This is a genomic window from Polaromonas sp. P2_G11, assembly GCF_056403595.1.
Map to the genome: position 1 here is coordinate 718,693 of NZ_JBFUFE010000003.1, position 25,622 is coordinate 744,314.

Sequence of the window (25,622 nt, forward strand, 5' to 3'; positions counted from 1 at the left end):
TTCTCTGGTCCGCTACGCCTTGTGCCGGCGATAAAACGCGAGGGCGTTCTTGAACATCACTTTGTCGCGCACGCCGGCGCCGAACGGGGCCAGATACGCCTCGGCGATGGCAATCTGGGCTTCGAAAGTCCCGTGCAGGGTGATTACCGGCCAGTTGCTGCCCCAGATCAGGCGGTCCTTGCCGAACGCGGACATCAGTACGTCGAAGTGCGGCTTGTACGAAGCGAGGTCAGTGGGAGACGGAAAAACCACGTCACCTGGAGCGTACATGTCATAGAACGACGAAAACTTCATGTACAGATTCGGGCAGTCGCTGGCGAGGCGGCGAACGTCGGACGCCCAGGTGGGGTCCACCGCCGGCCCGGTTGCGCCACCCAAATGGTCGATGATGATGCGCAGATTGGGCACCGCGGTACAAAGCGCCTGCACCTGGCTCTTCGGATTCCTGGTCCCCCGGCTGATGATGTCGAGCGTCATACCGCGCGCTGCCAGGTCGCGCAGGCTGGTGAGCTGTGCCGCGCTGAGCGTGATGCCCTCAGCCGGGCCGGTGAGATAGCCGCGGATTCCCACGAAGCGCGGGTCCGTTGCGAACCGCGCGAGATCGGTGGAAAAGTTCGGCGCGCCTACCTCGATGTTCCCGACGAAGAACGCGTAAAACGGATCGTTCTTGATGAGGTCGAGGACCCACTGGTTGTCCTGAACAATGCCGCTCGCTTCCACGATCCCGGCCGCCACCACGCCCTGGGACCTGGCGAATGCGCTGTACTCCGGCGGCAGCACGTCGCGGAAGATCGGCCCCTCCGCCGCTGTGGGCCATGGCACACCGCCGGACCGGGTCACCTGCCAGAAGTGAATATGCGTCTCGACGATGGGCCGTTTGCCGGGCGGGGCGTTGCGTTCGGCGGATTCGATCGCAGCCAGCAGCGCCTGATCGACGGCACCACGCCCCCCGCGCGCCGCTGCGAGCCACGTCATGCCAGCGCCGCCGCTGCTGCCGCGCAGTGCCTCAGGCCTTTGCTTACTGTCTCCTTCATGGTCTTCTCCTTGTCGGGTTGATGGGTGTTCCGGAACGAACCCTGTCATACGGTAAGTCAGTGGTAACTGACACATTGTTGATGCAGATCGAGGCGCTATTGGACGGCGGCACGCCTCCGGCAGGATCGCGGATCAGGGTAAGACCAATATTACATATGTGTCAATATTGGCCTGACCAATCAACACCGCAGACCCGCGAAGCCCACAGAGAAGCAACGATGGATCAGAAATAACCGGCACCTCCCCGGCAAGTGGTTTTCACTCGGTGCAAGCGCCCGAACGCAGTGACCCGGCGAGAAACAGGGACGGCGCCGGCGTCGTAGAGAGCCGCCACCCTCTCTAATCGGTGAAGGCTCGCGCCCGGGGCCAAGTCCACTTTCTTTCCTGCCGGCTTCGCCATGTCGTTTGCAGCAAAGTCTTTTCTCCTCTGAAGCGCACAGCCAGGAGGACAACTCCGGAATCGATATAGGTTGCAACCCATATGAATTCGTGTATGGATCAAGCCCAAAACATGATCGCCAAAGCAGGGCCGGCTTGCTATCATCCGCGCCATTCAGAGGGCCCGAATGCAACCACCTTCCTCCGGACTCCTTCTCGTCACGGGTGCCACCGGCAAAGTGGGCCGCGCGTTCATCCAGCGAGTACTGGAGGACGCCAGTCTTGATCGCTTCCGCGTGCGGGCGCTCTGCCACAACCGTGTGTTGCAGCCTCGCGAACGCCTGGAGTGCGTGCGGGGTTCCATTCAGGATCGCGCGGACGTGCAGCGCGCGCTCGAAAGCGTGACACACGTGCTGCACCTGGCCACAAGCAAGGAAACGCCGGACGAGGTGATGGATGTCGCCGTCAAGGGCATGTTCTGGTTGCTCGAGGGCTGCCGGACAAGCACCACCTTCCGGCAATTCGTGCTGGTCGGCGGCGACGCCGCTGTCGGGCATTTCCACTACGCGCACCCCGTACCGGTGGTAGAAAGCCAGCCGCATACCGCCTACCCTGGATGCTATGCCCTGTCCAAAGTACTGGAAGAAGTAATGCTCCAGCAGTACCAGGTCCAGTATGACCTGAACGGCTGCTGCCTGCGTGCACCCTGGATCATGGAGAAAGACGATTTCCGCTTCACTTTGTCTTTCGGCGACGACGTGTTCGGAGGCCCGCGCTGGCGGGACCTGGTGACAGAGAGCGAAGCGCGCGACCACGTTCGCAGCGGCGCCGTCCCGGTGATGCTTGATCCGGATGGTCAACCAGTGAAGCGCAACTTCGTCCATGTGTGCGATCTTGTGGATGCCATCTTGCTGGCCCTGGACGCACCACGCGCCCGGCAGCAACTGATGAACGTGTGCATGGACGAGCCGCTCGACTATGGCGAGCTTGGCACATACCTGGCACGCACGCGGGGCCTGCCGCTCGTGCCAGTCCGCACACCCTACCGCTCCACGTGGCTGGACAACACCAAGGCGAAGTTCCTGCTGGGCTGGCACCCCCAGTTCGACATGGCCCGGATGGTCGAGTCCGCGTGGACGTACCAACGAGCACCCGACGATCCTCGCATGGTCTGGTATCCCGGCTGAGTTCAGCCGCCCGCTACAGCACCGGGCGGTCAGTAAGGCAAGAGTGCTGCACCCGATCGAACAGATACGAAGACAGGAGACACAAGATGACCCCGATGAAACGACGCAGCTTTGCCGCCATCATGGCGGCCGCCGGCCTGGCATACGCCTGGGCGACACCGGCCTGGAGCCAGGCGAAAGGTAAGAAGCTGGTGATCGGCTTCGCGCAGACCGGCGCCGAAAGCGAGTGGCGCACAGCCAATACGGACTCCGTCAAGGCCGCTGCCAGCGCGGCCGGCTATGAACTGAAGTTCTCAGACGCACAGCAGAAGCAGGAGAACCAGATCAAGGCAATCCGGTCCTTCATCGCCCAGAAGGTGGACGTCATCATCCTCGCACCGCTCGTCACGACGGGCTGGGATACCGTGCTGCGGGAGGCCAAGTCCGCCAAGATCCCCGTCATTCTGGAAAGCCGCAGTGTGGTGGTGAAAGATCCCTCCACCTGGACCACCTTCGTGGGTTCGGACTTCGTCGAGGAAGGCCGGCGCGCCGCGCAGTGGTTGCTTGATAACACCAAGAACACCACCGGCGACGTGAACATCGTCGAATTGCAGGGCACCGTGGGCTCCGATCCCGCGATCGAACGGAAGAAAGGCTTCGAGGAAGGGCTCAAAGCAAATCCTCGCTACAAGATCATCCGCTCGCAGACCGCCGACTTCACCCGCGCCAAGGGCAAGGAAGTCATGGAAGCCTTCCTCAAGGCTGAAGGCAAGAAGGTCAACGTGCTGTACGCACACAACGACGACATGGCCATCGGCGCGATTCAGGCCATCGAGGAAGCAGGCCTGAAGCCGGGCAAGGATATCCTCGTAATCGGCGTGGATGCGGTCAAGGGCGCCTTCGAGGCGATGATCGCCGGCAAGATGAATGTCAGCGTGGAGTGCAACCCCCTGCTTGGCCCCCAGCTGATGGAAGCGGCAGCCAAAGCCGCCTCGGGGCAAACGCTGCCGCGCTGGATCAAGTCGATCGAGGGTGTGTTCCCGGCCGAAGTAGCCGCCAAGGAATTCCCGAACCGCAAGTATTGACACTGACAGTCGGGCCCCGCTGCAAGCCACGGCGGCGGGCCCAGCTGTGGCTCATCATTCTCAGAGTCGCCGCGATGCCGTGAGCTACACCAGGCTGTGTGCCCAGACACCAGACGTCGTGAGATAGCAGGCGTACAGCGACGTCGTGGCCGTGATGAAAAGGCGGTTACCTCGCGGCCCGCCGAACTCTACATTGGCCACCGGCTCGGGAACGAGGATCCGGCCAAGGAGTTCGCCCTGCGGCGAGAAGCAATGCACGCCGTCTCCGGCGCTGGTCCACACATTGCCGCGCAGGTCCACGCGAAGGCCGTCCGGTATCCCAGCATCCACGGTGGCGAAGACTTCGCCGCCTCGCAGCCGGCCGCCGGCTGCCACGTCAAACACTCGAATGTGTCGCGGCCCCTGCGGATCATGTGATGCCCCGGAATCCGCCACATACAGCAGGGTGCCGTCCGGAGAAAACGCCAATCCATTGGGCTGCACGAAGTCCGTGGCGGCAACTTCCACTCGCCCGCTACCGGCGTCGACCCGGAACACGTAGCGGCCACCGTACTCGGGCTCGGCCGCATAACCCTCGTAATCGGACAGGATCCCGTAGGTCGGGTCGGAGAACCACACGGCGCCATCGGGCGCGACAACGGCGTCATTCGGCGAGTTCAGCCGCTTGCCTTCAAAGGCGCTTGCGATCACGATGCGCCGGCCATCGAGCTCGGTGCGGCTGACGCAGCGCGTGCCATGCTCGCAGCTGATCAGGCGGCCTTCGCCATCACGCGTATGGCCGTTGGCGAAGTTGGAGGGCCTGCGAAACTCTACTACGTTGCCCTCGCCTGCGCCGTCGGGCACCCACCGCAGGACGCGGTTGTTGGGGATGTCGCTGAACAGCAGGAAGTCGCCGGCCGGAAAATACACGGGGCCCTCTGCCCAACGCGTGCCGGTGAAGAGCTTTTCTACAAACCCGTTCGGCGGAACCAGTCCGCGAAAACGCACATCGTGCAGCAGGAAATCGCCCCGGATGCCATAGCGGTCAGCCAAGATCACCTCACCCTGGCCGAACGGCCATACAGCAGCAGCATGCACAGGATCAGCGCGCCATAGATGATCTGGCGGCCCGCCTCGGGCATCTGCAGAACCGCAAGCACGCTTTGCAGCAGCACGATGAACACTACGCCTGCAACAGTGCCCAGGTAGCTGCCGCGGCCGCCCAGGATGTTGGTGCCGCCCAGCACGACCGCGGCGATCGCGGGCAGTACGTAGGGATCACCCATGGCCTGGTAGGCGTTAGCCGAGTAGCCGGCGAGCAGTATGCCGGCGAGCGCTGCCAGAGCCCCGCAGGCCACGAAGCACAGCACGATGACTTTGCCGGTGCGCACGCCGGACAGGTAGGCGGCGCGCTCGGTGTTGCCGATGATGTACACGTAGCGGCCGATGGCAGTGCGCGTCAGCACCAGGTAGAACAGCAATGAGACGGCCACCCAGGTCCACACGGCATTGGGCACGCCAAACGTCCTGCCGACGCCCAGTGCACGCATCAGCTCGGTAGCGCCGTGCACCGGTGCATGCCCGCCCGAGTAAAGGACCATCAGGCCCTGCAGCACAGCGTTCGCGCCCAGCGTGAAAATCATCGAAGGGATGCGCAGGATCGCCACCCCCAACCCATTGACCAGGCCGATCAGCGCGCCGCAGGCGATGCCTGCGGGGATCGCCCAGCCGGCGCCATAGGTGGCGCCCGCGGCGGCGGCCATCATTGCCCCGGTGGTGATGGTCCAGGGCACCGACAGGTCAATGTGGCCCAACAGGATGACGGCCATGAGCCCGGCGGCTGTGATGCCAAGGAAGGCGGCGATCTGCAGTTGCAGCAGCAGGTAGCCCGGCATCAGGAAGTTGCTGTTGACGACGCTGGCGGCCAGCAGAAGGGCCAGCGAACACAGGGCCACCATGGCCGGCGGATTCAACAGCAGTCTCTGAAACACACGCTTGCTGGTGGCGGAGGAGCGCGGAGTGTCAACGGAGAGGCTGGTCATCAGAACAGGTCCAGGCGGTTTCGCAGGCGAAGCACGTGCAGCGCGCCGACGCATACAGCCGCCAGGAGGATGAGTCCTTCGAACAGCGGCTGCCAAAGCGCAGGCGCATTGAACACGAACAGCAGGTCGCCAATGGTGCGCAACACGAAGGCACCCAACACCGATCCCACCATGCCCCCTGCGCCCCCATAGAGCGAGGTTCCGCCGATCACGACCGCCGCGATGGAATTGAGGGTGTACAGGCCCGCCTGCGGCGAGCTGGCCTCGCCCGACAGGGAGATCAGCGACAGCAGCAACCCGGCAAGCCCGGAAAGCAGTCCCGCGGCGGTGTACGCGATGAATTTGGCCCGCTGCGACGGAACGCCCGAAAGATAAGCCGCCTGCTCGGACGACCCCACGGCATAACAGGCGCGGCCGATGACCGTGCGCCTGAAGGGCATCCAGCCCAGCACGATGACCGCGGCCAGCAACACCAGCGTTGTGGGAATCGTGCCGAAGAGACGACCGGTCAGCGCGTCTGACAAGCCCTCGCTGACCTCCCCGCCCGGCGCAGGACGCAGCAGCAAGGCCAGGCCGAAGAACACTGCGCCCGTGGCGAGCGTGACGATGATCGGCTGCAGGCGCCCGAATACGACGATTGCACCATTCAGGGCACCGGCCGCCGCCCCGGAGGCCAATACCAGCACCACCCCGAGTGCCACTTGCCAAGGCGCACCGTTCACCACGACGGAGGCCAGGCAACTGGTGAGCACCATCACCATCCCCACGGAGAGGTCCAGGCCGCGCGTGATGACAGGCAGGGTCTGGGCCATCGCAACGATGGCCAGCAGCGCCGCCTTGTTCGAGGCCGTGGTGACGATGCCGACCGATATCGAGCGCGGATGCTCCAGCAGGTACAGCGAAAACATCAGGATGAACACCACCAGCGCACTCAGCGGACCACTGTTGCGGCGCAGCCCTCGCAGCCATTCTTCCCTGTTCATGTGACGGCCTCCGGTTCGGTTGAAGCGAGGGATACGTTGAGGGATGAGGCCACAATCGCCTGCTCGGTGATCTCCTCCCCGACAAGCGTGCGCACGATGCGTCCTTCGTACATGATCAGGATGCGGTCCGCCAGGCCGATCAGTTCTTCGTAGTCGGTGGAGTAGAGCAGGATGGCCACGCCCTGGGAAGCAAGCTGGCGCAGCAGGACATAGATTTCCTGCTTGGTGGCCACATCGATGCCGCGTGTGGGATCGTTCAGCAGGAGCACGCGCGGCTGGGTCATCAGCCACTTGGCGATCACCACCTTCTGCTGGTTGCCCCCGGACAAGGTCTGCACCGGGTCTTCCACGGAACCGATCTTGATGCGCAACTTGTCCACCATCTGCGCCACGGCCGCCTGCTCGCCCCCCGGGCTCAGCAAGCCGTAGCGCGTGAGCGCCTCCAGCTGGGCAAGGCTCGCATTCTCACGGATACTCATGGGCAAGACCAACCCTTCGGTCTTGCGATCCTCCGGGATGAGGGCGATCCCCAGTCCGGGTTGCTTGCATATGTGTGGCGCCAGATTGGTGACCGGTTGACCAAAAACCTCGATTTCGCCGTGCACACCCTTAAGCACGCCGAAAAGCGCCAGCAGCAATTCGCGCTGCCCCTGTCCGTCCAGCCCTCCCAAGCCGACAATCTCGCCTCGCAGAATCTCCAGCGAAATGTCCCGGAGGCTGGGCTCCCAGCTCAAGGACTTGACCGTGACAGCCGGTCGCGCATCCGTGGCCGGACCGGTCTTGGGCGGGTACGACTTGGCGACGTCACGACCGATCATGAGTTGCACCACTTCAGCGTCGGTCCGCGTGCCGTTGGCAAACGTGTCGACGCGGCGACCACTGCGAAAAACCGAACAGGTACCGGCGAGCGCCTTGACCTCGTGCATGCGGTGCGAGATGAACAGCGCTGCGACGCCCTGGTCTCGCAGACTGAAGAGCAGGCGGTACAGGCGTTCCACGTCTTCGCTGCTGAGGGCGGAGGTCGCCTCGTCCAGGATGAGCAGGCGCGGCTGCGCGCCTAGCGCCTTGGCAATTTCGACGACCTGCCGGCGGGATAGCGGCAGGTCGCGCACGCGGTCCATGGGATGGATGTCGCTGCAACCCAGCAGGGAAAGCAGCTCGGTAGCTCGCTCTTGTTGAGTCTTGGCGTCGATCAGGCCGTACTTCACCGGGGGCCTGGACAGGAAAATGTTGTCGCACACGGACAAGTCCGGGACCAGCGACAGCTCCTGGAACACACAAACGATACCGCGCTCGCGCGCGGAGTTCGGAGAGTCCAGCCGCAGTTCCTTGCCGTCCAGCAGGATACGGCCCGCGTCGGGCTGAACGACGCCGGCGATGATCTTGATCAAGGTCGACTTGCCGGCACCGTTCTCGCCCAGAACAGCGTGAATTTCACCTGCCGTACAAGCGAAGTCCGCGCTGTCAAGCGCACATACGCCGCCGTAGCGCTTGGTGATGCCCTGGAGTTCGAGCAAGGGTTTCTGGGTCACGGAAAGAAAAGCCTCCAAACAGGAAAAATGCCGGGCGCGGCCACACAGCCCGGCGTTAAAACTCCAAGGCTGATCTCAGGTATTTCCCTCGCTCTGCTTCATGATGTCCGGCGCCGTCAGGTTGATGTTGCAAGGCGGAAACTCGTTGGCCACGTAGAAGGTGTCGGGTAAATCCGGGTAGAAGTTCTTTCCCGGTGCCATGTTCTGGTATTCGACGTAGGGAATGGGCACCGAGATGTACTGCGGCAGCTTTTGGCCTTGCAGTGCGGCGATGGCCGCCTTCAGGGCCACCGAGACCAGGCCAGGCGACTGCGCGGCCGAAGCGCCTTTGAGGCCGTCCTTATGGTACTGATGGACCATCTTGCGAAAGCCATTTTCCCCTTCCGCACCGATGGGCACGAACGGGTGCTTGGCCTCGATCAGCGCACGAATGGTGCCGTTGGATCCAGCCTGCGTGTAGATGCCGTTGAAGCGGCCATGCACGGCAATCGCGTCGGCCGCTACCTTCTGCGAAGTGCCGTCGTCCCAGTTGCCCACCACTTCGATAATCTGGACCTGCTTGTGCTTGTCCATGATCTCGCGGAAACCGAGATGGCGGTCGCGGTCCACCGAGTTGCCCGGCAAGCCGCGAATCTCCAGAACCTTGCCGCTGGTCACGCCGTTCTTCTCCAGCCAGCGGCCCATCAGGCGGCCCATTTCCAGCTGGTCTTCGTTCACCTGGATCACCTCGTCGGTGTCGAGCACATTGTCGAACGGGATCAGCACGACGCCAGCCTCTTTGGCGCGCTTGATCACCGGCTTGAACGAGGTGGGCGACACCGCGATCGTGAGGATGGCGTCGAAGCCCGCGTTGATGAAGTTGTCGATGGCGCCCAGCTGCGCAGCCACGTCCGTACCGGTGGACACGACCTTCAGCTCCTTGATGTGCGGCTTCATCTCCGGCGTTGCTGCATAAGCCTTCAGCGACTTGATCATCTGGATGCGCCAGCTGTTGCCGGCATAACCATTGGCCAATGCGATGCGGTACGGTCCCTTCTTGGCCGGATACTGGATGGTCTTCGTGTTGCCGGAGAACGGCTTGAAGCAGGCCGGCTCGTAGGTTTGGGCCAACGCCGGCGCGCCCAGGCCGGCCAGTGTTGCGGCCGCGCCCGCGGCCAGAATATCTCGTCTCGTTTGCATGCTTGTCTCCTGTTTAGAGTGTGCCGGTCTCTGAAGCCGGCGAGCTGACAACGGCGCAGGATTGCGCGAAGCATTTGGCCAGGGCAAAACTTGATCAATTCATTTTTGGTCTGGCCATATCGGACCGCATCAGGGCTTTCCCTTGACTTGCGCCGCTTCGAAGGCTGCGTCGCCCCCTCAGGCCCCAAGGCGCCGCAGGCGGGTCAGCCTGCCTGCGACACCAACACCGACGGCGAGCTCCAGGAGCGGGGCGACATGACAATCCGGAAGTCCTCGATCGTCGCGTTGCGGCCGCCAAGTAACGTGGCTTCGCGCTTGTGGAACTCAGGATCGGAGAAAGTAATGCTGTCGCGGACGATGGAAACGAGGACGTACTTGCCACCGTGGGCGATAAACTGGAATCCGCGTTCCTGCACAGATCACGTCAGCATGATTGGCCCTGCGCAGCGGTCAGACGGGTAACTATATATCTGCTAATTTGGACTGACCACTCTCGGCGGCCAACTTTCGAATCTCGGAAAACCTGGGGAGACCCCCAGCAGCGGAAGCGGTACTTTCGCAGCCTCTGATACTCCGTTCAAAATTAGTTCCGGCATCTCGCCATCAAACAAGGCCGGCCCGGCCAGGCGGTCGACCCAGTTCAGAAGCTGCATGCCGCAGTACACCACGTGGCGCCCACGGATGGTGATGCGCAACCCCCGGCGGTGGCGCTGGAAGACGGGCTCCCCCACCGCATCCTCGAAAGCCTTCAGCCGGTGGCTGGCGCCCGACAGGGACAAGTGACAGCGGCGCGCAGCTTCCGACAATGAACCCGACTCGGCGCAAAGCACCACGAGCCGGATCGAAGCGAGGTCGAAGCGTTGAAGGTTGATAAATTTGGTCATGCCAATTTTTTTGAATGTACCAATTTTGGTCTGACCAGACAAGGTTTTTCCACCACAACTTACCGGCCATGGCCACGCAGGGGCACCGCCCGACGGTATGATCCTTTCGTTACACCTTCCCCGCCATGAGAGTTACCAAGCCTGCCGAACCCCGTCGCCTGTATCAGCAGATCGCCGATCAGATCAGGGAACTGATCGCCAAAGGATCGTTCCAGGTCGGCGACCGTCTGCCGGCCGAGCGCGAGCTGGCATTGCTCCTGGGCGTGTCCCGCCCTTCGCTGCGCGAGGCATTGATCGCCCTGGACGTCCAGAGCAGTGTCGAGATCCGTGGCGGCTCGGGTGTCTACGTCTGCCCGCAACCCAAACGCACTTCCGGGAAGGCCACACCCGCACTCGGCGAGAGCCCAAGGGAACTGATGCAGACGCGCTCCGCCCTGGAGAGCGCGGTGGTGATCCTTGCCTGCGCGCGCGGCACCCCTGAGCAGCTCAAGCAGCTTAGGACGATCGTCACGAGAATGAGGGCTGAAACGGATCGCAACCGCGCCCCGCTGGATCTTGATCGACGCTTTCACATGACGCTTACGCAGATGAGTGGTAATTCCGTGATGGCCCGCATCATCGCCGAGTTGTTCGATGAACGGCACAGCCCGATCTCGGCCAAGCTGTCTTCGAAATACGAGAACCCACGCACCTGGAAGGCTGCGCTGAAGGAACATGAAGCTATTCTCAGCGCTCTGGATGCACGCGATCCGATAGCCGCACAGGCTGCCATGCTCGCCCATCTGCGCGCCTCCGAGCTGCGTTGGGTGGGGGACTGACCCCGTCCCCTGAGGCGTGCATCCACGAGCGCACGATGCGCAGATTGCTATCGCTCGCGCCGGAAATTGAATTGGTGCCGGGCCCGAGCCGAGCCTAGCATCGCGCGTACCCCCCGCCGCTGCACATCGCAATTTAGGAGACGATTCACATGAACATGCAAACCCACTATCCCAGCCTGAAAGACCGGTCCGTCCTCATCACCGGGGGGTCGACCGGCATCGGTGCCACCCTGGTGCGGCAGTTCGCAGCGCAAGATGCGAAGGTCGGGTTCATCGACATCGACGTGGACAACGCGCTCGCCCTTCAGGCAAGTGTGGCGAAGGAGCTCGGCAAGCGCGTGCATTTCATGCGCAGCGACGTCACCGACACTGACGAAATGCGCCAGGCGATCAAAGCGCTTCGCACCCAGATCGGGCCGATCCGGGTGTTGCTGAACAACGCGGCCAACGACGAGCGACACCTGATCGAGGACACGACACCGCAATACTGGGACGCGGGCGTCGCCGTGAACCTCAAGCACCAGTTCTTCGCGGCGCAGGAAGTCGCGCCAGACATGAAAGCGCTGGGCGGCGGCTCCATCGTCAACTTCGGCTCGGTCAGCTGGATGCTCAAGCAAGGCGGCATGCCGGTTTACACCACCTGCAAGGCAGCCGTGCAAGGGCTCACCAGGAGCCTGGCGCGAGACTTCGGACCCTTCCGCATTCGAGTGAACACCCTGGTGCCGGGTTGGACCATGACGGAAAAACAGTTGCGGCTGTGGGTCACACCCGAGTCCAAGGCAGACCTGGCCCGTGCGCAATGCCTGCCGGGGGATTTGATGCCTGAACACATTGCGAAGGCGGCGCTGTTCCTGGCTTCCGACGACAGCGAGATGATGACGGCGCAGGATTTGGTTGTCGATGGAGGGTGGACATGATCGATGGGCCACCCGAAGGATATTGAATTCCATCGAAATCTGACAAGGGCGGCCCTACCAGGAGGATAGCGACGCCCCAGAATTGAAAAAGCCCTTGAATCCGTTAGGAATCAAGGGCTTGCGCATCTGGTGGCCTGGGGCGGAATCGAACCACCGACACAAGGATTTTCAATCCTCTGCTCTACCGACTGAGCTACCGGGCCTGAGCCTCAGATTATATATCACCCGAAAGGGGTGTCCGGCCCCCTGGGTCTTCAAGGTCAGACGCCGCGTTTGCCGCGGGTCAGATCCACGCCGAGTTGCTTGAGCTTTCGGTAGAGGTGGGTACGCTCAAGACCGGTTTTCTCCGCCACACGGGTCATGGAGCCGCCTTCCTTGGCTAAATGAAATTCGAAATAGGCTTTTTCAAATTCGTCACGCGCGTCGCGCAATGGTTTTTCCAGCAGAAAACTCTGCGTGGCCTGCGGTCCCAGGTCAACAGGTGTCGGCAAGGTCCCGCCGGTCATCACGGCTTCTACCGTGAGGTCGGCTGCGTGTGCCGCGGGGCTGCTGTTCATTACGGCGGGTTTGCGGGGAGCTGCCTTGGTGAGGCCCTGCTCCACCGCCTTCAGGAGTTTTTGCAGCGTGATGGGTTTCTCAAGAAACGCCATGGCGCCGATCTTGGTAGCCTCGACTGCCGTATCGATCGTGGCGTGGCCGCTCATCATGATGACGGGCATGGTCAGCAAGCCACTGGAAGACCACTCCTTGAGCAGCGTCACGCCGTCAGTGTCGGGCATCCAGATGTCCAGCAGCACCAGGTCGGGCCTGGAACGTCCGCGGGCGGCACGGGCCTGAGCGGCGTTCTCGGCGAGCTCGACCTGATGCCCTTCGTCATTAAGAATTTCTGAGAGAAGGTCGCGTATGCCCAGCTCGTCGTCGACCACCAGAATATTTGCCATGATTGAATTGCTGCCTGCCTGTTATTGCGAATGCCGTGCGGATATCGAAGTGTTACTGAATGTGTTGTTAAGCCACAACTGCAAATGATAACGACACTTGTGCCCCTTGCACCAAACCGTCTGCCACGCGGTTTGAAATATCGATGCGGGCTCCGTGTTCATCTGCAATTTTTTTGACGACCGCGAGCCCCAGACCCGTGCCCTTTACCTTGGTCGTGACGTAGGGCTCGAACGCGCGTTTGAGGATATGTTCGGGGAAGCCCGTTCCGTTGTCGCGCACCGTCAGACGCACACGCCTGGACGTTTCAGAGTATTCGGTCTTGAGCGTAACCCGTCCGTCCTCCTTGCCTTCCTGCGCATCCTGGGCATTCTGCAACAGGTTGTGGATGACCTGGCGCAGCTGCTGGTCGTCGCCCTGGATTTTCGGGGCCTTGGGGTCCAGCTCTGTGACGACCGGAACCGCGGCACTGCCGCTGCGCAGCTCACTGTGACCGTCGCTGAGGTAGAGCTGCATCACGTCGTTGATCAATGCATTGAGGTCAACAGGCTTGAGCTCGGCCGCCGGCAGGCGGGCGTAGTCGCGGAACTCATTCACCAGCCGCTTCATTGCGTCGACCTGGTCAACGATGGTCTTGACGGATTTGGTGAGCAGCAGTTGCTCAGGTTCGCCGACCTTGCCGGTGAGCTTCATTTCGAGGCGCTCAGCCGACAGCTGGATGGGCGTGAGCGGGTTCTTGATCTCGTGGGCCAGGCGGCGCGCCACCTCGCCCCACGCCTGCGCGCGTTGGGCCGACACCATTTCGGAAACATCGTCAAACACCAGCAAAAACTCTTCGGTGCCCGGCATCTTGGCGCCACGGGCGATCAGCGTGATGGCGTTGTCGGGCGCACCGGGCACGGCCGCGTTGAGCTCAAAAGACTGCTGCCAATGCTCAAGCCCGTGCGGCGCACCATCGCTGAGGTAATCGGTGAACTGGGCCAGCACATCTTTGGCAAACAGGCCCAAGCCTGGCACTTCGCCCAGCGATTTTCCGTGGTACGCCGCCAGCGGCGCACGCAGGATGCGGGTAGCCCCAGGGTTGCTGGACTGGATGCGGCCATGCACATCCAGCACGATCACGCCGGCGGTGAGGTTGTCCAGAATGGTCTGCAGGTTGGCGCGCGCGGCATCAACCTGGCTCATGCTTTGCTGCACTGCCGAGCGGGCATCGGCCAGCTGCTGTGTCATGTCGGCAAAAGAACGCGTGAGCCCGCCCAGCTCGTCCTTGCCCTGCAGGGCGGCCTTGGGTGTCAAGTCGCCCTGGGCCACCTGGCGCACGCCCTCCGCCAGCACCAGCAGCGGCTTGGCCAGCTGGTTGCCCAGCACCACGGCCAGCAGTACCGCACCGAATACGGCCAGGAACAAGCTGAGCGTGAGTGTGCCTATATACATCTTGCGCAGGCCGCCGCGTGCCAGCGCGCGCTCCTGGTATTCGCGGTTAGCTTCCTGGACGGCGACAGCATTGGCCACCAGGCCCTCAGGCAGCAGCTGGGTCACCTGCAAAAACCGCGCGTCGCCCAGCACGTTCACATTGGGGTTGTTCACCACGGCAATCGCCTTGACCCGCGCAACGGCCCCCGGCGCGGTACCGGCAGCCCCACCTGCGGCCAGCTCGCCGTTGCCGGCAGACACCACCTCATCGAGGCCTTCAATCTGCGTGACGACGCGCTGCGTGCGTGCCGTGCGCAGTTGCTGTACTGAGGGGCGTTCGGGTTTCAGCAGAAATCTCGACTCACCTGCGCTGGCTATCACCTGGCCCGAGGGGCTCCAGAGCACCACATCGCTGGCCTGGAGCTGGTCGCGCAGGCGTTCAAGTGCGAGGCCAGCCATGGCGTCCGGCGTCTCGGCAATCTGGGTGGCGGCCTGCCGTGTCTTGTTGCCAAGGTCGGCGGCCAGGGTGTCCAGCGTGGCCCGGCCCAGGTTCAACCCGGCCGCCAGCGCCCCCTCCACTTCCACATCAAACCAGCTTTCAATGGACCGCGACACAAACTGGTAGGACACCACATAAATCATCAGCCCCGGCATGAGGCCGACCAGCGCAAAGATGGCGGCCAGCTTGACCAGCAGCCGGCTGCCGAAGCGGCCGCGGTACAGCCGCAGGGCAAGGCGCGCCACGATCCATCCGATGACCAGCAGCAGCAAGCCGGCAACGGCCACGTTGAGCACGAAGAGCAGTGCGTAATTGCGCTCGTACAGCTCGCGATTGCCGGTGGCCTGCGTCAGCAGGAACATCAGCACCAGGCCGAGCGCCGCGATGGCCCCCACGCCGACACCGACCGTCCAGCGAAAAGCCTTGCTGCTCTTGAGGGAGCCGCCACTGACCTGCAGGTTCACTTGACGCCCTCGGCGCTGGAGACCACAGGCGTGGCGGGCTCCAGTTTCAGCCGCTCCCTGACCTGCGCGGAGATATTCCAGTCTTTTTGCCCGGCTACCCCGATCTGGAAGGGGCGCGGCAGCTGCGTCAGGTCGAGCCTGAAACTGAAATCAAGCTTGTGGGCGGCGTCGGGGTCAACCTCGGCCGCATCGGCGATTTTCCAGCGCGCCACGCGCTGGATGGCAGACAGGGCCTCGGGAAGGGTCTCGTAATTCTGGTTCAGTGTGGCGCGCAGGCCCGCCGAACTGGTGATGAGGCCCGAAGCAATGTTGACGCGCCAGCGGCGGGTCAATGGCTGGTAAGCCAGGCGAACGGTGCGGGCCGCACTGGCCACGCGCGGGTCCGTCCAGTACCAGCGGTCGCGGTAAATGTCGGCTTCGACCACAAAAAACATCGGGATCCCCTTGAGCAGGGCGTCTTCCACGACCGCCGGAAGCTCAAACCGGACCTGCGCAGACAGGTGAACACCATCGTCACCGCGCTCCACGCGCAGCTGCGTGATCTCGGTGGCCGACGCCGATCCCGGTGCGGCCATCGCGATGCAAAGGCACAGTCCCGGCAGAAAACGCCCCACGATGCCCACCGCACGCCGCCAGCTGTCAGCGGCTGCGCTTTTCAAGGAGGGCGTAATAGAAACCGTCGTGTTCACGCATCAAATTGTCCGGGAAGACCGTCGCTCCGACGCCACTTTGGGGGAGCAAATGCCCCGGCGAAGGCTTTAATAAGGCGTCGGTGTGGTGCGTAAGAAACGTTTGTATCTGGTTGTCGCCTTCCGCGCGAAAAACTGAACAGGTGCAATACAGCAGGCGCCCGCCGGGCTTGAGCAAAAGCCAGAGCGTTTTCAGCAGATGCGCCTGGATGCCGGCCAATTGGGCGATGTCCGTGGGCCGGCGCAGCCAGCGTACATCCGGGTGGCGCCGCACGATGCCCGAAGCGGTACAGGGCGCGTCCAGCAGGATCGCGTCGAATGCCTGCCCATCCCACCAGGAATCAGGCTGGCCGGCATCGCCGACACGTATGTCAGCCTGCAGACCCAGGCGGTGCAGATTCTGCTTCACGCGCTCGCAGCGGCGCGCATCAATGTCCAGCGCTGTCACGTCGCAATCGGTCAGTTCAAGCAGGTGAGCGGTTTTGCCGCCCGGTGCAGCACAGGCATCCAGCACTTTCAACCTCCCGGCTTCACCGCCCTCGGCTTTCAAATCATCCAGAAGCAAAGGCGCAGCCAGCTGCGCCGCGGCGTCCTGAACCGAAAAATGCCCTTCCGCAAAGCCCGGCAACGAGCTAACGGCCTGCGCACGGGCGAGGATGACACCATGCCTGCCGACCGGTGTTGCTTCAATATTGATAGCTGCCAGCGCATGCTGGTATTGGGCTTGAGTCGTTTTTCGCTCATTAATGCGCAAGATCAGCGGTGCCTGGGTATTGTTGGCCTGCAGTATGGCCTGCCAGTCCCCGGGGTGATCCTTGCGCACCCGGTCTATCCACCACTGGGGATGGTTCCACACGGCCTGCGGGCTTTTCTCGGTGCGTGCCACCAGCTCCTCGCGTTCGCGCAAGAACCGGCGCAGGCAGCCGTTGATGAAACTGGCCTGGTGCTGCGTGGCATCCCCATGCTTGGCGGCTTCCACAGCCTGGTCAACGAGCGTGTGCGCGGTGTAGGGGGCGCCATGTTCCGTCCAGATCAATGCCAGCGCCACGCATAGCAAGGCGTCGGCCTCAGGCGGCGGCGGGCGGCGCGCCAGTTGCTGGCGCAAGGCCTCGGCGCGGCCCAGCCAGCGCAGGGTGTGAAAACCCAGCGCCTGAACGCCGGGCCGCAACGCGGCGTCCACATCTTCCAGCGCGGCGGTCATGGACTGGCCGTCACGAACAGCCATTAGCAGGGAGGCAGCCCCTTGCAGCTGGCGCCACAGGGGGACTTGGGTCGGGTTGTCTTGCATTTGTCTCACGGATACCGCCCGAAGGGGACGGCAACCTGTATTAGACCAGTAGCAAGTCCCCGCTGTGCCACTCCGAATTGCAAGCTGGGGCCGCGGGACCGGCTTTGCCGGACCGCAGGCGCAGCGGCCCCCTCGGGGGGCAGGGAGTTACGCGAAGCGAACGACCGTGGGGGCTAACTGAGACTATCTGCCCAGATATTGCTGGCCCAGTTCAGCGCGTAGACGCCCTCAAGTTCGGTAGGCCCGGCGCTGACGCCGCCGGAGCCGGCTACCGCCTTGAAAGTTTTCTCTGCCACCACATACTCATGCACGCTGGCCACATGGATCACATTCTTGTTGTCGACAAAGCTGTAGCAGGTATTGGTGAGCATGGGCGCGGGGTTGACGTCCCAGCCCGAGAGCTGGGCCACGATCGCGGCGGCCGCCACCTTGCCGTGGTTGTTGGCCATGTGGCCGCTCTTGGGCATGGCGGGCGCGACCTGAATGGAGTCGCCGAGCACATGCACATCCTTTGCGGCAGTGGATTCAAACGTCAGGTAATTCACGCCGCACCAGCGGTTGTTGGCCTGGTTGTTGAGGCTCGCCTGCACGGCAATCGTGCCGGCACGCATGGAAGGCAGCACATTCAGCACGTTGGCCTTGACATCGTCCTGCACATCGAACTTGATGATCCCGGCTTTGGCGTCAACCGCGGTGGCCTTGTGCTGGCCGCGGTATTCGATGATGCCTTTGTACTGCTCGGCCCATACTTTCTTGAAGAGCGGCCCTTTGGATGTGACGTCCGGATTGGCATCAAGGATGAGCACCTTGCTGCGCGGTTTGGCGGCCTTGAAATAGCCAGCAATGACGCTGGCGCGTTCGTACGGGCCGGGTGGGCAGCGGTAAGGTGCTTCGGGAATGGTGATGGCATATACACCACCGTTAGGCATGGCCTCCAGCTGCCGGCGCAGCGCGAGGGTTTCCGCACCGGCCTTCCAGGCCTGCAGGATCCGGCCCGAGTCGTTGGCGGCCTTCAGGCCCTCTATGCTGCCGAATATCAGCTCCACACCGGGCGAGACCACCAGCTTGTCATACGCGATGGTGGCGCCGCGAGCCAGCGTGACGGTTTTCTTCACGGTGTCGATGGCGCTGGCGTAGTCTTTCACCACGGTGATGCCGTGGTTGCGCGACAGGCCTGCATAAGACGTCGTAATGTCGCCGATCTGCTTGCCGCCGCTGAGCACGAGGTTGGAGATGGGGCAGGAGATAAAGGCGTCCTGCGGCTCGATCAGCACCACGTCGATTTTGTTGTCCGACAGCAGGCGCACATATTTGGCAGCCGTGGCGCCGCCGTAGCCGCCGCCAATCACCACAACCCTGGCCTTGGACGGTTCAGCGGTGCTGGCGCCGCCGGCCAGCCCTAGCAAACCCAGGGCTGCCGTTGACTGCAGGAAAGAGCGGCGCCTGAAGCCTGCTAACGAAGGGGAGTGAAGAGGCGTATTCATGGTGTCTTTTCCTTACTTCTTCTGTGCAGCAAAGTAGGTGGCCAGCGACTCGATCTGCGCATCATTGAAACCCTTGCTGATCTGGTGCATCACCGTGGCGGGCCGCGTGCCGGCCTTGAAGGCATTCATCTGCGCAACGATGTAACCCTTGTCGAGGCCTGCAAGTGAGGTGACCGCGGAACCCTGAACCACTTTGCCATTGGTACCGTGACAGTTTGCACAGGTTGCCGCCAGACCCCTGGCGTAAAGCGTTTCTTTGGTGCCGGCGTCTTGCGCATGCGCCATGGGGGCGAGCGCAAGGCAGAGCAAAGGCAGCGCAAGGCGCTTGAGCCTCCTGGATATTGGAAGACGTAACGTTCTCATAGGTTCTCCTATCGTTTTGGGCAGCCGCCTTTTCAACTGACAATTTAACGTGGCGCCCTCTGCACCCTATAGGGAGTATCCAGTACTCGGCAGCAGCTGGGGCCCTGCCGTTCAACCTAATGGCGATGTGCTTATTGGAAAGTTATTGCTGCCATGGCGAATCTAGAAAATGGCGTCCGGTCGCGTTGGCATTTCATCATCACGCTGCGTGGGAAGCGCCTCCATTGACCGGCCATAGATGCGGCGGATGCGCTCAGCCAACGGCGGATGGCTGGCAAACCAATGGGTATCTGCACGGAGGCCCACCAGCAGCATGTGCTGCACGGCCGGGTGCACGCTGCGCGGCATCAGCCCCTGCGCCTGCTGGCCTGCCACCTTGCGCAGCACGCCACCCAGGCCATCCTTGCTGCGCGTGAACTGCACGGCTCGCGCATCTGCCAGGAACTCGCGCTGGCGCGACACCGCCGCCTTCAGTGCACGCCCCGCAAGCCATCCGAGCGAGCCTGTGGTCATGATGGCAAAGCCGGGCAAGGCAAGGAAAGAACGCCCGCCGCTGTCGTTCTGCGCGCACATGCTGCGTCCGAGGTTGAAGACCATCTCAAGCCCGAACACCATACCGGCCAGCCGCATGTTCAGACGCGTATCGCCTTCGCGTATATGGCTGAATTCATGCGCCACCAAGCCCTGCAGCTCGTCGCGTGTCAGGTACTCCAGTGCACCGCGCGTTACCGCCACCACCGAGTCGTCCTCATCCCAGCCGGTGGCAAACGCATTGATGCCCTCTTCCCGGTCGAGCACCATGGCCTGGGGCGGCCGCATGCTGGCGGCAATAGCCAGCTCACTCACGATGTTGCACAGCTTTTGTTCGGCCTCCCGGCTGGCTGGCCAGGCTTCCCGGGCACCCGCACGGCGCGCCAGCTTCTCACCGCCGCCCTTCAGCGCAGAGGTTTCCAGCCACCAGCCGCCAAACACGAACAGCAGGGTCATGCCCGTGTTGACCGCAAAGAAGTAGCCGGGGTAGCCACTGAAGCCGGAGGCCACGAGACGCCAGGTGAGCGCCAGCGCGGCATTGACGGCCACAACCAGCGCAAGCACCGTCAAGCCGAACAGCACTAGCAGCCGCGTGGTCTGCCCGCGCGCTGTCTCCTGGCGCTCAAAAAAGCGCATTCACAGCCCCTCGGGTCATCTCACCCTTCAATACCCGAGGAGCACGCAGGCAGCTTACAGAGGATCCAAACCAGCCAGGACCGCGGAACCGGCTTTGCCGGGCCGCAGGCGAAGCGTCTCGCGAGCCGCGACCTGCAAGGCCTCGCGTGGTACACGAAGTGACAAGCGTGGGGGCCACGTTTTCAGAACTGGACACGCACAGCCTGGCGCTCGGCCGGTGTTTCGGTTGCGCGCAGCATGGCTGAAGGCGCGAACCCAAACGTGCGGGCAATCAGCAGCGCGGGAAACTGCCCCTGCGCATTGTTGTAGTCCAGCACGGCATCGTTATAAGCCTGCCTGGCAAAACCAACCTTGTTTTCGGTGCTGGTGAGCTCTTCGCTGAGTTCACGAATGGTCTGGTCGGCCTTGAGTTCGGGGTAGGCCTCGGCTACGGCAAAAAGCCGCCCCAGGCTGCCGTCCAGCGACTGTTCGGCAGCGGCCAGCGCCACAACGGCGCCGGCATTGGCAGGGCGGCTGCGCACCGCATCGCTGGCCGCGCGTGCCTGGTTGCGCGCAAGCATCACCGCCTCAAGCGTGCTTTGCTCATGCTGCAGGTATTTTTTGGCGGCTTCGACCAGATTGGGAATCAGGTCGTAGCGGCGCTTGAGCTGCACATCGATCTGGGCGAAAGCGTTGGCAATGATGTTTTTCAGCCGAACCAGCCGGTTGTAGGCGCCTACGGCCCAGAAAACCAGCAAGGCAAACACAATGACGAAAACAAGCGTGCTAAGAGGCATGGATATTCCTTGGTGCGACATGAGCTGACACTCACCCGACAGCTCGGCGGGCGACTGCCGCGAGGTTAACTGTTTTTGGGCTCAAACGGCAAGTTGGCAGGCTGCTTTTGAATACCATGAAAACGCTATGATTTTGATAGCTGGTTACGCACACCCGATATGCGCAAAACCCAAATTTCGCTTAAATTCCCGTCTGCATTATTGCCACGTGGCGGCCGTCCTGCCCATAAAAAAAGCCCCACACCCTTGCGGGATGTGGGGCCTTGCGCCTTTTGCGGCGCGGGAGTCAGTCTGGCTTACTCGGTAGCCGCACTGTCGCCACCCGCTTCGGCTGCGGCGGGCATGGCTTCGAGCTCGGCCGCTTCGGCTTCAGCAATGGCACGGCGCTCTGCATCGTCCATCTGGTCCTTGGCTTTGCGTGCCTCGTGGTAGGCCATGCCGGTACCGGCAGGAATCAGGCGGCCGACGATCACGTTTTCTTTCAGGCCACGCAACTCGTCGCGCTTGCCCATGATGGCAGCCTCGGTGAGCACGCGGGTGGTTTCCTGGAAGGAAGCCGCGGAAATGAACGAATCGGTCGACAGCGAAGCCTTGGTGATACCGAGCAGCAAGTTGCTGAACGTTGCCGGAATCTTGCCGTCAGCGCGCAAGGCGTCGTTGGCATCCAGCATGGCAGAACGCTCGACCTGTTCACCAGCGATGTAGCTGGAATCACCCACGTTTTCAACGACCACGCGGCGCAGCATCTGGCGAACAATCACTTCAATGTGCTTGTCGTTGATCTTCACGCCCTGCAGACGGTAAACATCCTGCACTTCGTCGACGATGTAGCGGGCCAGCTCTTCCATACCCAGCAGGCGCAAGATGTCTTGCGGGTCGGCCGGGCCGTCCACAATCGACTCGCCCTTGTTGACCACCTGGCCTTCGTGCACCAGGATGTTCTTCTCCTTGGGCACGAGATCTTCCCAGACCTTGCCTTCAGGGTCGGTGATCTGCAGGCGAACCTTGCCTTTGGTTTCTTTACCGAAGGACACAGTACCGGTCATTTCAGCCAGCGTACCCTTGTCTTTCGGCGTACGGGCTTCGAAGAGCTCAGCAACACGCGGCAGACCGCCGGTAATGTCGCGGGTCTTCTGGCCTTCGATCGGGATACGGGCCAGCACTTCGCCGGGGCCCACGTCCTGGCCGTCGCGCACCTGGACCAGCGCGCCCACCTGGAAGCCAATCGTCACCGAGTGATCGGTGCCGGGGATCTTGACTTCGTGGCCGGAGGCGTCAATCAGCTTGACCTGCGGGCGGATCACCTTCGTGGCGCCGCGGCGTTTCGGATCGATCACCACCAGGGTGGACAGACCCGTCACATCGTCGACCTGCTTGGCAACCGTCACGCCTTCTTCCACATTCTCGAAGGCCACCTTGCCGGCGAACTCGGTAATGATGGGGCGCGTCAGCGGATCCCAGTTGGCCAGAATGGCGCCGGCCTTGATGGTCTGGTCGGCCTTGACGGTCAACGTGGCGCCATAAGGCACCTTGTGGCGCTCACGCTCGCGGCCGTGCTCATCATGGATGATGATCTCGCCGGAACGGGCGATCACGACCAGCTCGCCCTTGCTGTTGGTCACATAGCGCATCGGTGCATTGAAACCGATCACGCCGTTGGACTTGGCTTCGACGCTGGAGGCAATCGCTGCGCGCGATGCGGCACCACCGATGTGGAAGGTCCGCATCGTCAGCTGCGTGCCGGGCTCACCGATCGACTGCGCGGCGATGATACCGACGGCTTCGCCGATGTTGATGAGGCCGCCGCGGCCCAGATCTCGGCCATAGCACTTGGCGCACAGGCCGAAACGGGTTTCGCAGGTCAGCGCAGTACGCACTTTCACTTCGTCCACGCCGGCTGCTTCGAGCTCTTCGATCAGGTCTTCGTCCAGCATAATCCCGGCCTTGGCCAGCACCGAGCGGTTTTCCGGGTGCAGGATGTCTTCGACCGCCGTGCGGCCGAGGATACGGTCGCGCAGCGATTCAATGACTTCACCGCCCTCGACGATGGCGCGCATGAGTGAACCCTCTTGCGTGCCGCAGTCTTCTTCGGTGACCACCAGATCCTGAACCACGTCGCAAAGGCGGCGGGTCAGGTAGCCGGAGTTGGCTGTTTTCAGCGCCGTATCGGCCAGACCCTTACGGGCGCCGTGGGTGGAGATAAAGTACTCCAGCACGTTCAGGCCTTCACGGAAGTTGGCGGTAATCGGCGTTTCGATGATGGAGCCGTCAGGCTTGGCCATCAAACCGCGCATACCGGCGACCTGGCGAATCTGCGCAGCAGAGCCGCGGGCGCCGGAGTCGGCCATCATGTAGATGGAGTTGAAGGACTCCTGCTCGACTTCCTTGCCATTGCGGTCCAGCACTTTTTCTTTCGAAAGCTGGGCCATCATGACCTTGGACACTTCGTCGCCGGACTTGCCCCAGATATCGACCACCTTGTTGTAGCGCTCGCCGGACGTCACGAGACCCGAGACATACTGCTGCTCGATTTCTTTGACTTCCTTTTGTGCGCGCGCAATGATGGCGGGCTTTTCCTTGGGGATCAGCATGTCGTCGATGCAGATCGAGATGCCGGCTTTTGTCGCCAGGCGGAAGCCCGACTGCAGCAGCTTGTCGGCAAACACCACGGTCTCTTTCAATCCGCACTTGCGGAAAGACACGTTGATCAGCTTGGAGATTTCCTTTTTCTTCAACGCCTTGTTGATGTTGGAGAAAGGCAAACCTTTGGGCAGGATCTCGGACAGCAGTGCACGGCCGCCCGTGGTTTCCCACAGCTTGGTCGACGGCACAAATTCGCCTGTGGCCTTGTCTTTGGTGTACTCGGTCAGGCGCACGCTGATGCGGGCGTTCAGGTCAAGCTCACCTGCGTCAAATGCGCGGCGCACTTCGCCAGTGTCGGAGAACACCAGGCCTTCGCCCTTGCCGTTGGTACGGTCGCGGGTCGTGTAGTACAGGCCCAGCACCACGTCTTGCGACGGGACGATGGAGGGCTCACCGTTGGCAGGGAACAGGATGTTGTTCGAAGCCAGCATCAGGGTGCGGGCTTCCATCTGTGCTTCTACCGACAGTGGTACGTGGACAGCCATTTGGTCACCGTCGAAGTCGGCATTGAAGGCCGAACAGACGAGCGGGTGCAGCTGGATGGCTTTGCCCTCGATCAGGATGGGTTCAAAGGCCTGAATGCCCAAACGGTGCAGCGTAGGCGCACGGTTCAGCATCACAGGGTGCTCTTTGATCACCTCTTCCAGGATATCCCACACCACTGGCGTGCCGGATTCGACTTCCTTCTTGGCTGCCTTGATCGTCGTGGCGATGCCGCGCGACTCAAGCTGCGCAAAGATGAAGGGCTTGAACAGTTCCAGCGCCATGAGCTTGGGCAAGCCGCACTGGTGCAGCTTGAGTGTTGGGCCCACGGTGATCACGGAACGGCCGGAGTAGTCGACGCGTTTGCCCAGCAAATTCTGGCGGAAACGGCCTGACTTGCCCTTGATCATGTCGGCCAGCGACTTCAGTGCGCGCTTGTTGGCGCCCGTCATGGCCTTGCCACGGCGGCCGTTGTCGAGCAGCGAGTCGACGGCTTCCTGCAGCATGCGCTTTTCATTGCGGGCAATGATTTCAGGCGCTTTCAGCTCCAGCAAACGGCGCAGACGGCTGTTGCGGTTGATCACGCGGCGATACAGGTCGTTCAGGTCGGAGGTCGCAAAACGGCCGCCGTCCAGCGGCACCAGCGGACGCAGGTCCGGCGGCAGTACAGGCAGCACGTCCAGCACCATCCAGCCCGGCTTGATGCCGGACTTCTTGAACGCTTCCATCAATTTCAAGCGCTTGGCGTTTTTCTTGATCTTGATTTCGGAGCCGGTCAGGTCATTGCGCAGCTTCTCGATTTCAACGTCGAGATCCAGCCCTTCGAGCAGGTCCTTGATGCCTTCGGCGCCCATCTTGGCGGTGTATTCATCACCGTATTCCTTGCGCTTGGCGTCATAGTCGTCTTCCGACATGATGCTGAATTTCTTCAGCGGGGTCATGCCGGGATCGGTAACGACATATGCTTCGAAGTACAGCACGCGTTCGATGTCGCGCAGCGTCATGTCGAGCACCAGGCCCAGGCGCGACGGCAACGACTTCAGGAACCAGATGTGCGCACACGGTGCGGCCAGGTCGATGTGCCCCATGCGCTCGCGGCGAACCTTGGTCTGCGTGACTTCAACGCCGCACTTTTCGCAGATGACACCGCGATGCTTCAGGCGCTTGTACTTGCCGCACAGGCATTCGTAGTCCTTGATGGGGCCAAAGATCTTGGCGCAAAAAAGACCGTCGCGCTCCGGCTTGAAGGTACGGTAGTTGATGGTTTCAGGCTTCTTCACTTCGCCGAAAGACCACGAGCGGATCTTTTCGGGCGAAGCCATGCCGATCTTGATGGCATCGAAATGCTCATCCGGCGTGAATTGCTTGAACAGGTCGAGTAATGATTTCATGAGTTAAATCCTTTTCTTTCCTGTT

20 protein-coding genes, 1 tRNA gene and 1 pseudogene are annotated in these 25,622 nt (G+C 62.2%); 4 read left to right on the forward strand and 18 right to left on the reverse strand.

The features are described 5' to 3' along the window. Window positions 1-12 precede the first annotated feature (12 nt). On the reverse strand, window positions 13-975 hold the full coding sequence (locus AC1DWQ_RS14025) for an amidohydrolase family protein (protein ID WP_477670181.1): 963 nt from the start codon (window positions 973-975) through the stop codon (window positions 13-15). A gap of 626 nt (window positions 976-1,601) precedes the next feature. On the opposite strand from AC1DWQ_RS14025, the gene AC1DWQ_RS14030 reads away from it, so the two are divergent. Next, entirely contained in the window at window positions 1,602-2,600 is a 999-nt protein-coding gene (locus AC1DWQ_RS14030; RefSeq protein ID WP_477670182.1) for an NAD-dependent epimerase/dehydratase family protein, read from the forward strand. An 86-nt stretch (window positions 2,601-2,686) separates the two neighbouring features. Beyond that, complete coding sequence (locus tag AC1DWQ_RS14035; RefSeq protein ID WP_477670183.1) at window positions 2,687-3,664, forward strand: ABC transporter substrate-binding protein; 978 nt, start codon at window positions 2,687-2,689, stop codon at window positions 3,662-3,664. Between the two features lie 84 nt (window positions 3,665-3,748). Here the strand turns inward: AC1DWQ_RS14035 and AC1DWQ_RS14040 are convergent, their stop codons facing one another. The 7 genes and pseudogenes from AC1DWQ_RS14040 to AC1DWQ_RS14070 all read right to left on the reverse strand — a co-directional run bounded on the left by AC1DWQ_RS14040 (window position 3,749) and on the right by AC1DWQ_RS14070 (window position 10,305). Further along, window positions 3,749-4,696, reverse strand: a complete 948-nt coding sequence (locus AC1DWQ_RS14040; protein ID WP_477670184.1) for an SMP-30/gluconolactonase/LRE family protein — start codon at window positions 4,694-4,696, stop codon at window positions 3,749-3,751. Window positions 4,697-4,698: 2 nt separating this feature from the next. Beyond that, window positions 4,699-5,685: an ABC transporter permease gene (locus AC1DWQ_RS14045; RefSeq protein WP_457282643.1), complete on the reverse strand. Its 987-nt coding sequence runs from the start codon at window positions 5,683-5,685 to the stop codon at window positions 4,699-4,701. After that, complete coding sequence (locus AC1DWQ_RS14050) at window positions 5,685-6,668, reverse strand: ABC transporter permease (RefSeq protein WP_477670185.1); 984 nt, start codon at window positions 6,666-6,668, stop codon at window positions 5,685-5,687. The genes AC1DWQ_RS14045 and AC1DWQ_RS14050 overlap by 1 nt, the downstream gene beginning before the upstream one ends. Next, window positions 6,665-8,200 (reverse strand): sugar ABC transporter ATP-binding protein, encoded by a 1,536-nt coding sequence (locus tag AC1DWQ_RS14055; protein WP_477670186.1) that lies wholly within the window; start codon window positions 8,198-8,200, stop codon window positions 6,665-6,667. The genes AC1DWQ_RS14050 and AC1DWQ_RS14055 overlap by 4 nt, the downstream gene beginning before the upstream one ends. Window positions 8,201-8,275: 75 nt before the next feature. Next, a complete protein-coding gene (locus AC1DWQ_RS14060) occupies window positions 8,276-9,379 on the reverse strand; it encodes a sugar ABC transporter substrate-binding protein (protein ID WP_477670187.1) in 1,104 nt (367 codons plus the stop codon). A gap of 254 nt (window positions 9,380-9,633) precedes the next feature. After that, window positions 9,634-9,798 (reverse strand): annotated as a pseudogene (locus AC1DWQ_RS14065) (dehydrogenase); the annotation flags it as partial. A 54-nt stretch (window positions 9,799-9,852) separates the two neighbouring features. Further along, window positions 9,853-10,305, reverse strand: coding sequence for a helix-turn-helix domain-containing protein (locus tag AC1DWQ_RS14070; protein ID WP_477670188.1), 453 nt, complete (start codon window positions 10,303-10,305; stop codon window positions 9,853-9,855). 83 nt (window positions 10,306-10,388) lie between these two features. Here AC1DWQ_RS14070 and AC1DWQ_RS14075 point away from each other — a divergent pair, with 83 nt between their 5' ends. After that, window positions 10,389-11,081, forward strand: a complete 693-nt coding sequence (locus tag AC1DWQ_RS14075) for a FadR/GntR family transcriptional regulator (RefSeq protein WP_457282638.1) — start codon at window positions 10,389-10,391, stop codon at window positions 11,079-11,081. Between the two features lie 149 nt (window positions 11,082-11,230). After that, window positions 11,231-11,998: an SDR family NAD(P)-dependent oxidoreductase gene (locus AC1DWQ_RS14080; protein WP_477670189.1), complete on the forward strand. Its 768-nt coding sequence runs from the start codon at window positions 11,231-11,233 to the stop codon at window positions 11,996-11,998. Between the two features lie 127 nt (window positions 11,999-12,125). Here AC1DWQ_RS14080 and AC1DWQ_RS14085 read toward each other — a convergent pair. From AC1DWQ_RS14085 to rpoC, 10 genes are all read right to left on the reverse strand, one after another. After that, window positions 12,126-12,201: transfer RNA gene (locus AC1DWQ_RS14085), tRNA-Phe, on the reverse strand. Between the two features lie 57 nt (window positions 12,202-12,258). After that, window positions 12,259-12,939, reverse strand: coding sequence for a response regulator (locus tag AC1DWQ_RS14090; RefSeq protein ID WP_457282636.1), 681 nt, complete (start codon window positions 12,937-12,939; stop codon window positions 12,259-12,261). Window positions 12,940-13,006: 67 nt separating this feature from the next. Continuing rightward, the gene (locus AC1DWQ_RS14095; protein WP_477670190.1) at window positions 13,007-15,313 is read right to left on the reverse strand and encodes an ATP-binding protein; all 2,307 of its coding nucleotides are present in this window, start codon (window positions 15,311-15,313) and stop codon (window positions 13,007-13,009) included. After that, entirely contained in the window at window positions 15,310-15,972 is a 663-nt protein-coding gene (locus tag AC1DWQ_RS14100) for a DUF4390 domain-containing protein (RefSeq protein WP_477670191.1), read from the reverse strand. Before AC1DWQ_RS14100 ends, AC1DWQ_RS14095 begins: the two co-directional genes overlap by 4 nt. Beyond that, the gene (gene rsmB, locus AC1DWQ_RS14105; RefSeq protein WP_477670222.1) at window positions 15,953-17,290 is read right to left on the reverse strand and encodes a 16S rRNA (cytosine(967)-C(5))-methyltransferase RsmB; all 1,338 of its coding nucleotides are present in this window, start codon (window positions 17,288-17,290) and stop codon (window positions 15,953-15,955) included. Before rsmB ends, AC1DWQ_RS14100 begins: the two co-directional genes overlap by 20 nt. 173 nt (window positions 17,291-17,463) lie before the next feature. Next, on the reverse strand, window positions 17,464-18,774 hold the full coding sequence (locus AC1DWQ_RS14110; RefSeq protein ID WP_477670192.1) for an NAD(P)/FAD-dependent oxidoreductase: 1,311 nt from the start codon (window positions 18,772-18,774) through the stop codon (window positions 17,464-17,466). A gap of 12 nt (window positions 18,775-18,786) precedes the next feature. Next, a complete protein-coding gene (locus tag AC1DWQ_RS14115) occupies window positions 18,787-19,137 on the reverse strand; it encodes a c-type cytochrome (protein WP_477670193.1) in 351 nt (116 codons plus the stop codon). 162 nt (window positions 19,138-19,299) lie between these two features. Beyond that, window positions 19,300-20,304, reverse strand: a complete 1,005-nt coding sequence (locus AC1DWQ_RS14120) for a M48 family metalloprotease (RefSeq protein WP_477670194.1) — start codon at window positions 20,302-20,304, stop codon at window positions 19,300-19,302. Window positions 20,305-20,486: 182 nt separating this feature from the next. Then, on the reverse strand, window positions 20,487-21,080 hold the full coding sequence (locus tag AC1DWQ_RS14125; protein ID WP_477670195.1) for a LemA family protein: 594 nt from the start codon (window positions 21,078-21,080) through the stop codon (window positions 20,487-20,489). A gap of 296 nt (window positions 21,081-21,376) precedes the next feature. Beyond that, window positions 21,377-25,597 (reverse strand): DNA-directed RNA polymerase subunit beta', encoded by a 4,221-nt coding sequence (gene rpoC / locus AC1DWQ_RS14130; protein WP_477670196.1) that lies wholly within the window; start codon window positions 25,595-25,597, stop codon window positions 21,377-21,379. Between the last annotated feature and the right edge of the window lie 25 nt (window positions 25,598-25,622).